Here is a 16025-nt window from a genome sequence, read left to right as displayed (position 1 = left end):
TCAGCGCCCCCGGCCGCCGGGGCGGGGGGCGCTGAGCACGGCGCGCAGCCAGCCGCGCACGGTGGTGTCCCACTTGCGCGGGTCCACGTTCTGCTCGCGGGTGTGGCGGGCCTGGTGGAAGCGGACGAACCGCACGAGGTCCGGGTTGCGCTCGGCCAGGTCCTGCGAGGGGCCGACGGGCACGTACTCGTCGTCCTCGGAGTGCAGGATCAGCGTGGGCACACGCACGTGGTCGGCGCGGGTCACCCAGTCCAGGGCCTTGAGGTCCACGGGGGCGGCCAGGCCCGTGATGAACCGGCCGGCCCGGTTGGCCAGCAGCCACTGGCCGAGCAGGCCCACGGCTTCGGGGATCCGGTTGAGCCGGGCCTGGTGGCGCAGCACGTCCACCCAGTCGATGACGGGGCCCGTCAGGACCACGCCGCGCACGTGCGGGGCCAGCGGGGAGCGGTCCACGGTCTGCAGCACCACGGCCCCGCCCATGGACCAGCCGAAGAGGACGACGTCCCGGGCGCCGTGGTCGAGGGCGTAGCGGATGGCCGCCTCGACGTCCTCCCATTCGGTGGTGCCGAGCCCGTAGCGGGCGTCGGCGGCGTCCGGGGCGTCGCCGTCGTTGCGGTAGGAGATCAGCAGCGACGTCATGCCCAGGCGGCGGGCGGTCGGCACGGCGCGGATGCCCTCGTTGCGGCGCGCGCCGCGGCCGTGGACCATCACCGCCCACAGCCCCTCCGCGGGACGGGGTTCGCCGTCCTCGCTGGGGTCCGGCTCGATGCGCCATGCGCGGGCGTGGCCGCCGGGCACCGGCACCTGCACGTCCTCGGCGTCGAGCCCGGCGTCGGCGGGGGTCGGGTAGACGAAGCCGGTGAACCGGCCCCGGGTCGCCGTCGTCAGATCACCGGAGAAGACCTCCTCGACCGCGCGCTGCACCGTGCCGTCCCGGGGGTCGAAGGAGGTGATCTCCCCGATGCGGGCGCATCCGGCGCCGTCGTCGAACGTGAGGGAGTACTGGCCGGGCACGGTGGTGTACTCGTCGGCCTGCAGGATCACGTCCTGCCCGGCGGGCGTGTCGACGACGGCGAGGATCGGCGTGGACTCGGCGTGGCGGCGCACGGGGGTCACCACGGTGCGGGCGAACACGCCTGCGAGCGCCGAGCTCGCCCCGGCCAGCACGAAGGCGGAGGCCGCGGCGACGCTGAGCACGGGCGGGGCCCAGCGGGCCACCGGGGAGGCCACGGCCACGCCGCCGCGCACCGATCCGGTGACTCCGCGGCGGACCAGGCGGCCCGCTCGGCGGACGCGGGAGTCGCGACCCCCGGCCCGCCGGGCTGCCACGGTGACGGCGGCGGCCAGGGCGGGCGGCAGGTCGGCGGGGTGGGGACGGGGACGGCGGGGTCGTGCGGCCATGCGCGCCATTGTCCTCCACGGGCGGGCGCGCCCGCCAATGCGACGCCGGTCGGGAACACGACGGCGCTCCGGACCGTTGCACCGGGCATGACCGAGACTCCCCACACCCCCCATGACGGCCCCACCCCCGACCCCGCGCGGGACGTCCCCGCTCCCGAGCAGACCCTGGCCGCCCCGGGCGGCGCCCGCCTGACGGACGAGGAGTGGGCCCGACGGCTCACGCCCGAGGAGTTCCAGGTGCTGCGCCGGGCCGGCACGGAACGGCCCTTCACGGGCGAGTACTGGGACTCGCACGTGAAGGGCGTGTACGCGTGCCGGGCGTGCGGATCCGAGCTGTTCCGCTCGGACGAGAAGTTCGACGCGCACTGCGGCTGGCCCTCGTTCTTCGCACCGCTCGCGGAGGACCGGGTGGAGTACCTGAAGGACACCACCCTGGGCATGGAGCGGATCGAGGTGCGGTGCGCGGCGTGCGGCTCCCACATGGGTCACGTCTTCGCGGGCGAGGGCTATGACACCCCCACGGACCTGCGCTACTGCATCAACTCGATCTCGCTGCGCCTGGCCCCCGCCGACGACGCGGCGGCCCCGGACGGGGCGCGCTGATCCGGTGCGGGAGCGCCGTGGCGTCCACGGCGCGCCCCCGCGGCCCGCTGGGCCCCGCAGCCTAGGCTGACGGGCATGAGCGTGATCGGGCCCCGTCGCCTCTCCGCCGCCCCCGGGGCGGTCGAGGCGCCCGTGCCGCCGGGGGTGTTCCGGCGTGCCCTGGCGGACCTGCGCGATGCGCGGCCACGGACCGAGGTGCGGCTGCGGGAGATCCCGGCACCCGAGGGGCAGGCGCCCTTCGCCGTCGCCCTCGCCGCCGACGTGTGCGACGGGCCGGGCGCGACCGGCGGCGTGCTGGCCACGGGGCGGTTCGTCCTCCTGCACGACCCGGCCCCGGACGCCCGGTGGCCGGGAGGCTTCCGGGCGGTGACATGGATCCGTGCGAGCCTGGAACCGGACGTCGCACTGGACCAGCTGGCCGGCGCCGTCGCGTGGACGTGGCTCGTGGAGGCGCTCGAGCGCCGCCACGCCGAGCACTCCCACGCCGGCGGCACCGCGACGCGCAGCATCGCGGAGGGCTTCGGGACGCTCAGTGCGGCCCCGGACACCACCGACATCGAGCTGCGCGCCTCGTGGACCCCGGCCCCGCGGGACCTCGGCTCGCATCTCGAGGCGTGGTCGGACATGATCTGCGCGTTCGCCGGTCTGCCGCCCGAGCACGCCGCGGACGTCCACACGGCCGGCCCCTGACCGCGCGCCCGCGCCTCCGACACACCGGGCCCCGGCCCGTCCCCGCCCCGACCTCCACGAACAGGAGCAGCATGACCGACGCCCCCGAGACGGCCGCCCCGGACGCGCCCCCGCGGCTGATCGCCACACCGGCCGGTGGAGTCCCCCGGCTCACCGACACCCGCGCGGGCCTGGAGGCCTGCGCCGCGGCGCTCGCCGCGGGGACCGGGCCCGTCGCCGTCGACGCGGAGCGCGCCTCCGGGATCCGGTACGGCCAGCGGGCCATGCTCGTCCAGCTCAAGCGCGAGGGCGCCGGCATCTGGCTCGTCGATCCCGAAGCCCTCGACGGGCTGGCCCCGCTGCAGGAGGCCCTCGCGGGCGTCGAGTGGATCCTGCACGCGGCCAGCCAGGACCTGCCCTGCCTGGCCGAGCAGGGGCTGCGCCCCGATCGGCTGTTCGACACCGAGCTCGCGGCCCGGGTGGTCGGCCTGCCGCGCGTCGGCCTGGCCGCGGTCCTGGAGGAGCTGCTGGGGGTCACCCTCGCCAAGGAGCATTCGGCCGCCGACTGGTCGGTGCGTCCGCTGCCCGAGGCGATGCTCACCTACGCGGCGCTCGACGTCGAGCTGCTCGTCCCGCTGCGCGAGGCCCTGATCGCGCGCCTCGAGGCCGACGGCAAGCTCGCGTGGGCCGAGCAGGAGTTCGAGCACGTGCGCACGGCCCCGCCGCCCACGCCGAAGAAGGACCCCTGGCGCGGCACCTCGGGCTCCCAGACACTGCGCCGCCCCGTGCAGCGCGCGGTCCTCAAGCGCCTGTGGGAGGCCCGCGAGGACCTCGCCCGCCACCGCGACGTCGCCCCCGGCCGGCTCATCCCGGACCGGTCGATCGTCGCCGCCGCGGCCGCCCAGCCGCGCACCGTCCCCGCCCTGCGCCAGACCTCCGGCTTCCACGGCCGCGCCGCGAGCCGCGAGGCTCCGCGGTGGATCGCCGCGATCCGGGCCGGCGTCGAGGACGCCGAGCGGGGCGACGCCCCCGCGGCGCAGGTCCGCACCGGGGACGGCCCGCCCCCACCCCGGGCCTGGAAGGACCGGGACCCGGTGGCGGACCGCCGCCTGCGCACGGCCAAGGCCCGCGTCGCCCGTCGGGCCGAGCAGCTGGGGATGCCCACCGAGAACCTCCTCACCCCGGACACCCTCCGGCGGATCTGCTGGACCCCGCCCGCCCCGATCACCCCCGAGACCGTGGACGCGTTCCTGACGGAGCGGGGCGCGCGCCCGTGGCAGGTGGAGAACGTCGGCGCGATCGTCACGGTCGCGCTGCTGGACCCCGATCCCGCCGACGCCTGAGCCCCCGACGCGGCCGGCCGGATCGGTCCGTCGCGTCGCGTCGACGCGGAGGCTACTCGCCGGTAGTGTGACCCGCATGACATCCGTTTCTCTTGCTTCCTTCGACCACCTGCCCGCCCTGGCCCCGGATGAGGTCGTCACCACCGTCACCGTGACCGACCACGCCCTGCCCGAGGGTGCGGGCACGCTCGCGCTGCTCACGCTGGACAACGGGCAGGGACCCCGCCGGCCCGCGACCCTGGGCCCGGCCACGCTCCTCGGCCTCGGCCGGGTGCTCGACGAGCAGGCCGCCCGGGCCGCCGCGGGCGAGATCCAGGCCCTGGCCGTGACCGGTGTGGAGGGGACCTTCGCGGCCGGGGCGGACCTGTCCCTGATCGCGGGCCTCACCGACGACGTCGGCCGCGACCTGGCCCTGCTCGGCCACGCCGTCTACGACCGGCTCGCGGCCCTCGAGATCCCCACGGTCGCGCTCGTGAACGGCCTCGCCCTCGGCGGCGGCCTCGAGCTGGCCCTGGCCGCCGGACACCGCGTGGTGGCCGCCGATGCGAAGGGCTTCGGCCTGCCCGAGGTCCGGCTCGGCCTGATCCCCGGCTGGTCCGGCGTGTGGCGCGTGCCCCATCTGATCGGCCCGGAGGCCGCCGTCGACGTCGTGCTGAAGAACCCCCTCGACGACAACCGCATGCTCGACGCCCGCGCGGCGCACGGGCTCGGCCTGATGGACCGGATCGTGGAGGGGGACCTCCTCGACGCGGGCCTCGAGCTCGCCGCCGCCCTGGTCGCCGGGGACGAGTCCGTGGCGGCCGAACTGGCCGCCCACCGCGACCGCGACGTGTCCGACGCCGCCTGGGACCGCGCCCTGGCGGCGCTGGAGCGGCTGCAGGCCGCTCGCCCCGGACGCCACCTGCCGGCGCGCCGTCACCTGGAGGACCTGTTCACCGGCGCCCGCACGCGCACCCGCGCCGAGTCCGCCCAGGCCGAGGCGGACGCCCTCGGGACGCTGCTGCACTCCCCCGAGTTCCGGCGCACCGTGTACGCGTTCCTCGGCCTCGTCCAGGGCCGCGCCAAGCGCCCCGCCGGCGACCCGGGCCGCGAGCTCGCCCGCGAGGTCCGCAAGGTCGGCATCGTCGGTGCGGGCCTGATGGCCGGCCAGCTCGCCCTCGTCTTCGCCCGGCACCTGCGGGTGCCCGTCGTGATGACGGACATCGACGCCGAGCGTGTCGAGCGCGGCCTGGCGGGCGTGCGCGCGCAGGTCGAGAAGATGGTCTCCCGTGGACGGCTCTCCGCCGAGGACGGCGAGGCCCTGGCCGGGTTGATCACCGCGGACACGGACAAGGCGGTGTACGCGGACGCCGACATCGTCATCGAGGCCGTCTTCGAGGAGCTCGAGGTCAAGCGCACCGTCTTCCGCGAGCTCGAGGGCATCGTGCGTGAGGACGCCATCCTGATGACCAACACCTCGAGCCTGTCCGTGGCCGCCATGGCCGAGGTCCTCGAGCATCCCGAGCGCCTCGTGGGCTTCCACTTCTTCAACCCGGTGGCGGTCATGCCGCTCGTGGAGATCGTGCGGACCGAGGCGACGACGGACGAGGTCGTGGCCACCGCGTTCGAACTGACCCGCCGGCTCCGCAAGACCGGCGTGCTCGTCCACGACGCCACCGCGTTCGTGGTCAACCGCGTCCTGCTGCGCATGATGGGCGAGGTGCAGAACTCCTTCGACGAGGGCACCGACGCGCACGAGGCCGACCACGCGCTGGACCCGCTGGCCCTGCCGATGACGCCGTTCACCCTCCTGGCCATGGTCGGCATCCCCGTGGCCCAGCACGTGTCCGAGTCCCTCTCCGCGTCCTTCGGCGCGGAGCGCTTCCCGGTCTCGGCGAACCTGCAGCGCCTGATCGACGCCGGCAAGACCGCGATCTGGGCCAAGGACGTCCGCCCCGACCGGCGCGACGAGGAGGCCGCCGGCGCGACCGGCGAGCAGATCCCGGAGGCGACCGCGGCCCTGCTGGAGCAGGGCTCGACCCCGCAGACCTCCGAGGAGCTGCTGCGCCGGGTCGAGGACGCGCTGGCCGAGGAGATCGGCCTGCTCCTGGACGAGCACGTCGTCGCGGCCCCCGAGGACGTGGACCTGTGCATGATCCTCGGCGCCAACTGGCCCCTGCACCTGGGCGGCATCACGCCGTACCTGGACGACTGCGGGGCCGCCGAGCGGGTGAACGGGCGGCGCTTCCACCCGGCCGCGCAGGCCTGACCGGCCCCGGCCGGGCCGTCCGCGACGGCCCGGCCCACGGCTCAGGCGATCGGCAGCCCGGCGAACGTCACCACGTGCGCGTCGAGCCCGGCGGTCGCCGCGGCCTGGTCGGCCACGGGGGTCGAGGCGGTGCCCCCGCCCCAGTCGGAGGCGACCACGGCGCCCTCGCGCACGAGGTGCGCCCCCAGCTCCACGCCGTCCGCGACGACGGCCACCCGCACGTCCGACCCGCCCGCGTCCGCCGGGCGCAGCTCGGCGCGGGGCACGCGCAGCCCGCCCTGCAGGGGCGAGGCCTCCTCGAGCCGGTCCACGGCGAGCGGGCCCTCGGCGGCCACCCGCGCGAGGAGGAGGTACTCCGCGTACGAGGGCAGCACCGCGGCGTCGATGCCGGCCCGCTCACGGTCGATGCGCACCCGCTGGGCTCCGGCGGAGTCCTCGTGGGTCGTCCATGCCCAGCCGTCCCCGTCGGGCGTGAAGCCGACCTGCGTCTGGGCGAGGTAGCGCTCGGGCAGTCCACCGCGGGCGGCGCGCTGGGCGGGCGTGGGGGCGAAGCCCATGCGGGTGGTCAGCACGCCGTCCTCCAGCACCCGGTGCAGGAAGCCGACGTGCACGTCGTCGAGGGTCACGGCCTCCCACCGCTCGAAGGGAGTGAGGTCGAAACGGGCGGCGCCGGTGGGGCGCGGGGCGGGGTGGGTCACGGCGGTGCTCCTGGGGCTCGGGGGTCCGTCCCCCCGATCCTCGCACCCGTCGGGCCCGGTCGCATCCGCCCTCGCCACGGGCGATAATGGGTCGATGACCACGCAGGACTCCCCCCTCACCCCGAACTCCTCCCGGTCCGGCTGCTGCGACGACCACGCCCGCCCGGACACCTCCCGCCGCACCGTCCTGGGCCGCGGCGCCGCCGTCGCCGCCGCGGGTGCCGGCACACTCGCGCTGGCCGGCTGCACGGACCGGCTGCGTGAGAAGGACACCGCGCAGGACCACTACACCGGCTCCGACGCCGTCGACGCGCTGCCCGCCGCCGAGCTGCCCGTGGGCGCCTCCCGGGAGGTGCAGGTGCAGGGTCGGACGCTGATGATGCATCGCGTGGACGAGACCACGGTGACCGCCTTCACCAACGTGTGCACGCATCAGGGCTGCCTGCTCCAGGTCGTGGACCGGCAGGAGGGCCCGGCCTACGCCTGCCCCTGCCACGGCTCGCACTTCGACGTCACCTCGGGGAAGCCGTTCGGCGGCCCGGCCCGCAAGGCCCTCATGGACTACGACGCGGCCGTCGTCGACGACCGCATCGTCGTCAAGCTCTGAGCCCGGCTCATTCCTCCGGCGCGCCGTAGCGCCGGCGCGGGGGCACCACGACGGCGGAGCGGTCGTTGGGGTCCCACGCCGGCTGCTCGCGCCGCCGCGCCGGGTAGTAGCGGTGCCGCCACCAGAACCAGATGAGCGCCCCCAGCACCGGCAGCAGCAGCATGAGGCCGACCCACGGCAGGCGCGCCCGGGCGTCCAGGGGGCTGCGGCCCAGCGAGACGAAGCCGGCCACCCACAGCGCACCGGCCACGACGGACACGGTCCAGCCCAGGGCGGCCTCCCCCGGCGTCGGCACGAGCGGGGTCGCGGCGGCCGCGCCGGTCAGCGCGCCGGCCATCAGAAGAGCGCGACCTTCTCCGGGCCCGGGAACAGGGCGTCCAGCTCGGCCAGGTCCTCCGCGGTGGCGAGCCAGTCGGCCGCCGCCGCGTTCTCCACGACCTGCGCGGCACGGGTGGCGCCGGCGATCACGGAGGACACCGGCCCCTGCGCCGCCAGCCACCCGATCGCGGCCTGGACCTCGGTGATCCCCCGCTCCCGGGCGAACCGGCCGAACGCGGCCAGCTGCTCCAGGTCGGCGTCGGCCACCATGTGCTGGCGCACGTGGGACAGGCGCGAGCCCTCGGGGGCGTCGCCCTGCGAGTACTTGCCCGTGAGCAGCCCGTTGGCCAGCGGGAAGTACGGCAGGACGCCGAGCCCGAACTCGGCCGCCGCCGGGACCACCTCGAGCTCGGCCCGGCGGTCCAGCAGGTTGTAGTGGTTCTGCGCGGACACGAAGCGCTCCACGCCCAGCTCGCGGGCCACGTACTCGGCCTGGGCGATCTGCCACCCGGCCCGGTTCGAGTGGCCCACGTAGCGGACCTTGCCGGCGCGCACGAGGTCGTCGAGCGCGCGGAGGGTCTCCTCGATGGGCGTGGCCGGGTCCGGGGTGTGGAACTGGTAGAGGTCGATCCAGTCGGTGCCGAGGCGGCGCAGGGAGTCCTCGACGGCGCGCACGATGTACCGGCGGGAGCCCCGCGCGCCGCCGTCGTCGCCGGCGACACCGCCCATGTCCATGCCGAACTTGGTGCCGATCACCACCTCGTCGCGGCGGGCGCCCAGGGCGCGGCCGAGCCGCTCCTCGGACAGGCCGGGCTCGGCGCCGTAGACGTCGGCGACGTCGAAGAAGGTGATGCCGGCGTCGAGCGCGGCGTGGACGACGGCGTCGGTGCCGGCCTGCTCCAGCGTGGCGGTGCCGGGGCGGCCGAGGTTGTTGCAGCCCCGGCCGACGACGGAGACGGTCAGCCCGGAGCGGCCGAGACGGGTGTGGCGCACGGGTCAGCCCTCCTGCTCTGCGGTGCGGACGTCCACCTTGTTCGGCTGCACGCCGTCGGCGCGCTTGGCGGCCGCCGGGATCTCGGCGGCGGCCTTGCGGGCGTGGGGGGTCCGGACGCGCAGCACGAGGGCACCGGCCTCCTCGACGACGTCCTCGACCTCGCCAAGACCGCGCCAGGCCAGCTGGTGGGTCACCTCGACGCGCAGCCGTTCCACGGTGCGCCGCTCGATCACCGTGGCCTCCCGGCCGCGGAGCCGGTAGGCCACCGGCAGCACGGCGAAGGTCGCGGGGTCCGCCTCGGCGAAGCCCTCCTCCGCGCCCTGCGCCACGAACGCGGCCAGCAGCTGATCACCCTCGACCTGGTCGGCCAGGGGCTGCTCCCCGACGGTGCCGGGCTGGCCGACCCGGCCGTGGTGGACCACGAACTCCCCGGCCTCCGCGTCGGCCCATGCCTCGCGGTACTCGAAGAGCCGGGTGCCGTCGTCGCCGACGGTCTCACGGTACAGCCGGACGATGCTCATGCCTGCTCCTGGTGGTGGGGGGCGGCCGCGTCCTCGGGGACGGGCCGGGCGTACGGGACCTTGGCGCCGAGGACCTGGGCGACGGTGTCCTGGGTGATGCGCTGCGCGGTGAGGCCCACGCGGGCCAGCACCTGCTCGCGGCTGCCGTGGGCGAGGAACTCGACCGGCAGGCCGACCTCGTTCAGGGCGGTGTCCACGCCGGCCGCGCGCATCTCCTGCCGGATCCGCGAGCCGACGCCGCCGGCCCGCACCCCGTCCTCGAGGCACACGACGATCCGGTGGCGGGCGGCCGTGTCGATCACGGACCGGGCCACGGGCAGGACCCACCGCGGGTCGATCACCGTGGCGCTGATGCCGTGCCGCTCGAGCCGTTCGGCGACGTCGAGGCCGAGCTCGGCCATCGCGCCCACCGCCACGATCAGCACGTCCCGCTCGGCGCCGTCGCGCCCGCCGGCCTCGCCCCGCCGGGCGAGCACGTCCGTGCCGTCCGACAGCCGCTCCAGGGCGCGCACCGGCTCGCCGACCGAGCCCTTCGCGAACCGCACCACGGTGGGCGCGTCCTCGACGGCGACGGCCTCGCGCAGCTCCTCCCGGAGCGTGTCCGCGTCGCGGGGCGCGGCGATCCGCAGCCCCGGCACCGACTGCAGCAGGGCCAGATCCCACATGCCGTGGTGGCTCGGGCCGTCCGGCCCGGTGACGCCCGCGCGGTCCAGCACGAACGTCACGCCCGCACGGTGCAGGCCCACGTCCATGAGCACCTGGTCGTAGGCGCGGTTGAGGAAGGTCGCGTAGACGGCCACCACGGGGTGCAGACCGCCGAAGGCCATGCCGGCGGCCGAGGTGACCGCGTGCTGCTCGGCGATGCCGACGTCGAACACCCGGTCCGGATGGGCCAGCGCCATCGGGGCCAGGCCCACGGGGTTCTGCATGGCGGCGGTGATGGCCACGACGTCCGGCCGCTCATTCGCGATCGCGACCATCTCCTCGCCGAACACGGAGGTCCAGGACTGGGCCGTCGACGAGGTGATGGGCTCGCCCGTGGAGGGGTCGATCACGCCGATCGCGTGGAACTGGTCCGCCTCGTGCGCGACCGCCGGCGGATAGCCGTGCCCCTTCTCGGTCATCGCGTGGACGATCACGGGCCCGCCGTACGCCCGCGCGTCCTCCAGGGCCTCCTCCATGGCGGTGAGGTCGTGACCGTCCACCGGGCCGATGTACTTCATGCCCAGGTCCTCGAACAGGCCCTGCGGCGCCCAGAGGTCCTTGAGGCCCTTCTTCGCCGCGTGCAGCGGCCGGTACACCAGCTCCCCCGCGAGCCCGGCCTCCTGGAGGCGGCGCTTGAGGTAGTCGAGGGTCTGCTCATAGCGGTGGTGGGTGCGCACCTTGTCCAGCACCCCGCGGCGCAGTCCGCCCAGGTGCTCGGCGACACCGCCCACGGTGGGCGCGTACGAGCGGCCGTTGTCGTTGACGACGATCACCACGCGACGGTCCCGGCCGGCGGCGATGTTGTTGACGGCCTCCCAGGCCATGCCCCCCGTGAGAGCACCGTCGCCGATCACGGCCACCACGGTGCGGTCCCCCTGCCCGGTCTGCGCCCAGGCCCGCGCGATGCCGTCCGCCCAGGAGAGCGAGCTGGAGGCGTGCGAGGACTCCACCACGTCGTGCTCGGACTCGGTGCGGTCGCCGTAGCCGGACAGACCCCCCTCCTGGCGGAGCGTCGTGAAGTCCTGGCGTCCGGTGAGCAGCTTGTGCACGTACGACTGGTGACCCGTGTCGAAGATGACCGCGTCCTTCGGCGACTCGAAGACGCGGTGCACGGCCAGCGTCAGCTCGACGACGCCCAGGTTCGGTCCGAGGTGGCCGCCCGTCTTGGAGACGTGGGCGATCAGGTAGGCGCGGATCTCCGCCGCCAGCGCGGTCAACTGGTCCTCCGTGAGGGCCGACAGGTCCGCCGGGCGGGCGATCTGCGGCAGCAGCGGGGCGCCGGGGCTCGTGGGGGGCAGATGTTCCATGGTGCGACCAGCCTACTCCGCGGCTCCGCACCCGGGCGGGACGCGGGCGGCGGCCCGCGCGGGCGGGCCCCGTGGATCAGGCCTTCGCGGCGATCTGACGGAGCACGTACTGAGACATGCTTCGCTCTGCCTGGCGATAGTTGCACAGCTTCCGTCGGCTCTCAGGATCCCTGTCTCGATGGGACGCCCGACGATGCAACCGTACAAGACCAATTTCTCTTGGGTGATCGGCGGTACTGGGATCGTCTTCTCACCACGGTGATGTTCACGAGACGACGCAGCTGATCCCGTCACGACGGCGAGCGAGGTGAGCCCGTCCGTTCGGGCCTCGATTCCATCTGCGACCAGAGCCGCCGAGCCGATGTTCTCCATCGCAGCCTCAGCGCTGCCACCCCGGGTCGATTGGATCTTGGCCGGGCGATTCCACGCCCGCCGATCGACATCGACTTGATACCCGGGAGGGGTATAGCGTTGACTGGACCAGAACGAACAGGAGACTTCATGCGCAAGCACCTCATGACCACCGTCGCCGCAGGAGTGCTCGGAGGAGCGCTCGTGTTCACCGGCTGCAGCACCGGCGGCGGCCAGGACCAAGGGACCCCCTCGACGACCAGCCAGCACGAGGGCCACGGCAGCAGCTCTGACAGCGGCGGGATGGAGCATCCGATGGACGGCGGCCCCGCCCCCGAGGGCATCGAGACGGCTGCGTCGCCCACATACCCGGTCGGCACCGAGGTCACGCTCACCGCCGACCACATGGAGGGCATGGACGGTGCGAACGCGACGATCGCCGGCGCGTACGACACGTACACCTATGCGGTGGACTTCACGCCGTCCGCAGGCGGGGAGCCGGTCAAGGATCACAAGTGGGTCGTCCAGCAGGAGATCAAGGACGCCGGAGATGAACGTCTGGCCGACGGCACCGAGGTCACTCTCGAGGCCGAACACATGGAAGGCATGAAGGGCGCGAAGGCGACCATCGCCTCCTCCACCGAGGAGACCGTCTACATGGTCGATTACGAGTCCGACGGCATGACGATGACCAACCACAAGTGGGTCGTCGAGAGCGAGCTCAAGCCGGCCTCCTGAGCCGATCGCCGCGGGCGCGCTGAAGGTCCGCGGCGAAATACGACCCGATCGAAGGAAAGATCGGGGAATGACGAGGGGAAGCGAAGAGCATGACGGACCCGACCACGCATCACCATGACCACGCCGGCGTCGCGACCACCGAGTCCAGCCACCGTGACGACTCGCGCGCCGAGAACGAAGACCACACCATGGAACACGGTGACCACGCCGGGCACGGTCATCACGGCGGTGGTCACGCGGGCCACGGCGACCACGTCGGCCAGTTCCGGCGGCTGTTCTGGATCAACCTGATCATCGCCATCCCGGTGGTCGCGTTCTCCCCCATGTTCGCCATGCTCCTGGGCTACTCGGTCCCCAGCTGGGCGGGCTGGGTCGCCGCAGTCCTCGGCTCCGTCATGTACGCCTGGGGCGGCACCCCGTTCCTCACCGGTGCTGTCAGCGAGCTGAAAAGCCGCCAGCCGGGGATGATGCTGCTCATCGCGCTCGGCATCACCGTAGCGTTCCTCGCCTCCTGGGCCGCCACTGTCGGTCTCGTCCACCCCGAGCTCGAGTTCTGGTGGGAGTTGGCGCTGCTGATCGTCATCATGCTGCTGGGCCACTGGATCGAGATGCGCTCACTGGCCCAGACCACCTCGGCGTTGGACTCCCTCGCCGCGCTGCTCCCTGACGAGGCTGAGCGTATAGAGGGAGACGACGTCGTCAAGGTCGACCCGGCAGAGCTGCGCGTCGGCGACGTCGTCATCGTCCGGCCTGGCGGCAGCGTCCCCGCCGATGGCACCATCGTCGACGGCCGCGCCGACATGGACGAGTCCATGATCACCGGCGAATCACACCCCGTCGCCCGCGGCGAGGGCGAGAACGTCACCGCCGGCACCGTGGCCACCGACTCCGGCCTGCGCGTAGAGATCACCGCCACCGGCGACGACACGGCTCTGGCGGGCATCAACAGGCTCGTCGCCGAGGCGCAGGGATCATCCTCCCGTGCCCAGCGCATCGCCGACCGGGCTGCGGCCCTGCTGTTCTGGTTCGCCCTCGGAGCTGCGCTGATCACCGCCGTCGTCTGGACGCTCTTCGGGCTCCCCGACGACGCGGTCGTTCGCACCATCACTGTCCTCGTCATCGCCTGCCCCCATGCGCTGGGTCTGGCGATCCCTCTGGTCGTGTCCATCGCCACCGAGCGCGCCGCCCGCGGCGGCGTCCTGATCAAGGACCGCCTCGCCCTGGAGTCCATGCGCCAGGTCGACGCGGTGCTCTTCGACAAGACCGGCACCCTGACCAAGGGCGAGCCCACCGTCACCGGCGTGGAGCCGACCGGCGGCCTGAATGCCGAACAGGTCCTCGCCCTGGCCGCCTCCGCCGAGGCCGACAGTGAGCACCCCCTCGCCCGGTCCATCGTCACCGCCGCCAAGGAGAAGGGCCTCGCCGTCGAACCGGCCAGCGGGTTCACCTCCTCCCCGGCGGTCGGCGTCACCGCGACGGTGGCCGACCATGAGATCCGCGTCGGCGGACCCCGTCTGCTCGAGGAGACCGGCCAGGACGAGATCGGTGTCGCCGACGAATGGCGGGCAGAGGGTGCGATCATCCTGCACGTCCTCCGCGACGGCAAGGTCATCGGCGGTCTCAAGCTCGCCGACGAGGTTCGCCCAGAGTCCCGCGACGCCGTCGATGCGCTCCATCAGCTCGGCGTCGAGGTCGTCATGATCACCGGCGACGCGGAAGCCGTGGCGAACGAGGTGGGAAGAGAGCTCGGCATCGACCGGGTCTTCGCCGGCGTCCGCCCCGAGAACAAATCCGCCAAGGTCGACCAGCTGCAGAAGGAGGGCAAGAAGGTCGCCATGGTCGGCGACGGCGTCAACGACGCCCCTGCCCTGGCCCAGGCCGACGTCGGCATCGCCATCGGGGCCGGCACCGACGTCGCCATCGCCTCTGCAGGTGTCATCCTCGCCAGCTCCGACCCGCGTAGCGTCCTCTCGGTCATCCAGCTCTCCCGTGCCGCATACCGTAAAATGAGGCAAAACCTGTGGTGGGCCGCAGGGTACAACTTGCTCTCTGTGCCGCTCGCGGCTGGCGTGCTCGCACCCGTCGGCTTCGTCATGCCGATGTCAGTAGGCGCGATCCTGATGTCGATCTCCACCGTCGTCGTCGCGCTCAACGCCCAGCTGCTGCGTCGCATCGACCTCGCCCCAGATGCCAGCACCCGCTCCGTCCTGGAGCACCAGAAGTGAAGGACGCACTCGTGACCACTGAAACTGCAGCCGATGAGACCGGTGCCGACACCGGAGCCCATCGGCACGGCTACATCAGTGACAAGGACCGTTACCGCAACCGCATGAAGCGCATCGAAGGCCAAGCCCGCGGCATCACGAAGATGATCGACGACGAAAAGTACTGCATCGACATCCTCACCCAGGTCTCGGCCCTCACCCGCGCCCTGCAGGGAGTGGCGACCGGTCTGCTCGATGACCACCTCAAGCACTGCGTGCTCGACGCCGCCAAGAAAGGCGATGAAGACGCGGCCATCGCCAAGATCCAGGAGGCCACCGACGCCATCAATCGCCTCGTGCGCTCCTGACACCATCCGATTTCGTCAACACAGGGTGCCTCGGACCGGTGGGCCCCAGATCAGGACAAGGCTCTTGATGTCTCCGGGCAGGCGTGCTTTGCACGTCGTCGCGCCCTTGGCACCGGCGAACTCGGGATGCCTTCTGTCTAACCTGACGACATGAACACGTTCACCTGAGAAAAGAGTTGGGCATGCCACTTGCCATTGTTGCTCCGATCCAGTCCTCCAGGAGCCGCCTGAGGATCTGCGCGGCCTTGACCGGTCTGGCGACCAGCGCCGTCCTCCTGCTCAGCGGCTGTGCTGATGCGGGACCGTCCGCTGATGCAGGATCCGATCACTCACTGGTGGTCGAGCACAATCTAGACGGATTGAATGCTCGCGAGATCATCAAGCGCCTCGACTCAACGAAGGTGACAGATCGCTCGTCTGAATTCATCGCGTCGATTGAACCGGACCAGCTTGTACTGACCGACGACCAGAACAATCAGACCACCCTGCCGATGCCAGAAGACGAATTCTACGTCTCTATCGCCCCGTATCGCAGCCAGACTCACGAATGCTACTTCCACAGCCTCACGACCTGCACCGGCGAACTCGCCAATACTGACGTCCACGTCACCGTGGTCGAGGCGACGTCCGGGGAGACCCTCCTCGATGAAACGCTGACGACGTACGACAACGGATTCGTCGGGGTCTGGCTGCCGCGTGGAATTGACGCTACTCTCACTGTCTCAGCTGAAGGCCGCACCGCGAAAAAGGCCATCTCGACCCGCCCCGACGACCCCACCTGCTTGACCGGTCTTCAGCTGGTTTAAGGCCCAGGTCTCATGCTCCTCTTCAGCGCCGACAGATCAGGCGTCGAGACGTCCTGAGCCGCCCCCTTCATTCGGTCCGGACGTTCTGTGAGTCGTCGGTTTCCATTTGATGGGTGCACTGCCGAGCGTACTCGGCTGGGGTTA

The 16025-nt window shown here is 72.9% G+C and carries 15 protein-coding genes; 9 read left to right on the top strand and 6 right to left on the bottom strand.

The features are described 5' to 3' along the window. Positions 1-1401, bottom strand: coding sequence for a S9 family peptidase (locus AUV08_RS05805; RefSeq protein WP_020627847.1), 1401 nt, complete (start codon positions 1399-1401; stop codon positions 1-3). A gap of 87 nt (positions 1402-1488) precedes the next feature. On the opposite strand from AUV08_RS05805, the gene msrB reads away from it, so the two are divergent. From msrB to AUV08_RS05785, 4 genes are all read left to right on the top strand, one after another. Next, positions 1489-2004: a peptide-methionine (R)-S-oxide reductase MsrB gene (gene msrB, locus AUV08_RS05800; RefSeq protein WP_020627848.1), complete on the top strand. Its 516-nt coding sequence runs from the start codon at positions 1489-1491 to the stop codon at positions 2002-2004. A gap of 75 nt (positions 2005-2079) precedes the next feature. Then, positions 2080-2694 carry a DUF3000 domain-containing protein gene (locus tag AUV08_RS05795; protein ID WP_020627849.1) on the top strand — a complete coding sequence of 205 codons (615 nt, stop codon included), beginning with the start codon at positions 2080-2082 and terminating at the stop codon, positions 2692-2694. A 71-nt stretch (positions 2695-2765) separates the two neighbouring features. Then, positions 2766-4016 (top strand): HRDC domain-containing protein, encoded by a 1251-nt coding sequence (locus AUV08_RS05790; protein ID WP_061867688.1) that lies wholly within the window; start codon positions 2766-2768, stop codon positions 4014-4016. 76 nt (positions 4017-4092) lie between these two features. Then, a complete protein-coding gene (locus AUV08_RS05785) occupies positions 4093-6264 on the top strand; it encodes a 3-hydroxyacyl-CoA dehydrogenase NAD-binding domain-containing protein (RefSeq protein WP_061873140.1) in 2172 nt (723 codons plus the stop codon). 41 nt (positions 6265-6305) lie between these two features. On the opposite strand, the gene AUV08_RS05780 is transcribed toward AUV08_RS05785, so the two are convergent. Continuing rightward, positions 6306-6962 carry a hypothetical protein gene (locus AUV08_RS05780; RefSeq protein ID WP_036382836.1) on the bottom strand — a complete coding sequence of 219 codons (657 nt, stop codon included), beginning with the start codon at positions 6960-6962 and terminating at the stop codon, positions 6306-6308. A gap of 94 nt (positions 6963-7056) precedes the next feature. Between AUV08_RS05780 and AUV08_RS05775 the strand changes: the two genes are divergently transcribed. Continuing rightward, positions 7057-7569, top strand: a complete 513-nt coding sequence (locus tag AUV08_RS05775) for a Rieske (2Fe-2S) protein (protein WP_020627853.1) — start codon at positions 7057-7059, stop codon at positions 7567-7569. 7 nt (positions 7570-7576) lie between these two features. Here the strand turns inward: AUV08_RS05775 and AUV08_RS05770 are convergent, their stop codons facing one another. From AUV08_RS05770 to dxs, 4 genes are read right to left on the bottom strand one after another with little or no spacing between them, the layout of a single operon-like run. Then, positions 7577-7906, bottom strand: coding sequence for a PLD nuclease N-terminal domain-containing protein (locus AUV08_RS05770; RefSeq protein WP_020627854.1), 330 nt, complete (start codon positions 7904-7906; stop codon positions 7577-7579). Next, positions 7906-8880: an aldo/keto reductase gene (locus AUV08_RS05765; RefSeq protein WP_061873139.1), complete on the bottom strand. Its 975-nt coding sequence runs from the start codon at positions 8878-8880 to the stop codon at positions 7906-7908. Before AUV08_RS05765 ends, AUV08_RS05770 begins: the two co-directional genes overlap by 1 nt. A gap of 3 nt (positions 8881-8883) precedes the next feature. Continuing rightward, positions 8884-9402 carry a hypothetical protein gene (locus AUV08_RS05760; protein ID WP_036317662.1) on the bottom strand — a complete coding sequence of 173 codons (519 nt, stop codon included), beginning with the start codon at positions 9400-9402 and terminating at the stop codon, positions 8884-8886. Then, on the bottom strand, positions 9399-11414 hold the full coding sequence (gene dxs / locus AUV08_RS05755) for a 1-deoxy-D-xylulose-5-phosphate synthase (protein WP_049147652.1): 2016 nt from the start codon (positions 11412-11414) through the stop codon (positions 9399-9401). The genes AUV08_RS05760 and dxs overlap by 4 nt, the downstream gene beginning before the upstream one ends. 501 nt (positions 11415-11915) lie before the next feature. Between dxs and AUV08_RS05750 the strand changes: the two genes are divergently transcribed. From AUV08_RS05750 to AUV08_RS05735, 4 genes are all read left to right on the top strand, one after another. Then, on the top strand, positions 11916-12503 hold the full coding sequence (locus AUV08_RS05750; protein ID WP_036382830.1) for a YdhK family protein: 588 nt from the start codon (positions 11916-11918) through the stop codon (positions 12501-12503). Positions 12504-12592: 89 nt separating this feature from the next. Then, positions 12593-14728, top strand: coding sequence for a heavy metal translocating P-type ATPase (locus AUV08_RS05745; protein ID WP_061867686.1), 2136 nt, complete (start codon positions 12593-12595; stop codon positions 14726-14728). A gap of 11 nt (positions 14729-14739) precedes the next feature. Further along, entirely contained in the window at positions 14740-15075 is a 336-nt protein-coding gene (locus AUV08_RS05740; RefSeq protein ID WP_270618289.1) for a metal-sensitive transcriptional regulator, read from the top strand. A gap of 182 nt (positions 15076-15257) precedes the next feature. After that, entirely contained in the window at positions 15258-15881 is a 624-nt protein-coding gene (locus AUV08_RS05735; RefSeq protein ID WP_044659994.1) for a CueP family metal-binding protein, read from the top strand. Positions 15882-16025: the final 144 nt, after the last annotated feature.

This window comes from Micrococcus sp. CH7 (assembly GCF_001595485.1).
GTDB lineage: Bacteria > Actinomycetota > Actinomycetes > Actinomycetales > Micrococcaceae > Micrococcus > Micrococcus luteus.
Note: the sequence above shows the minus strand (reverse complement) of the source record. Positions and strands in the feature narration are given on the sequence as shown.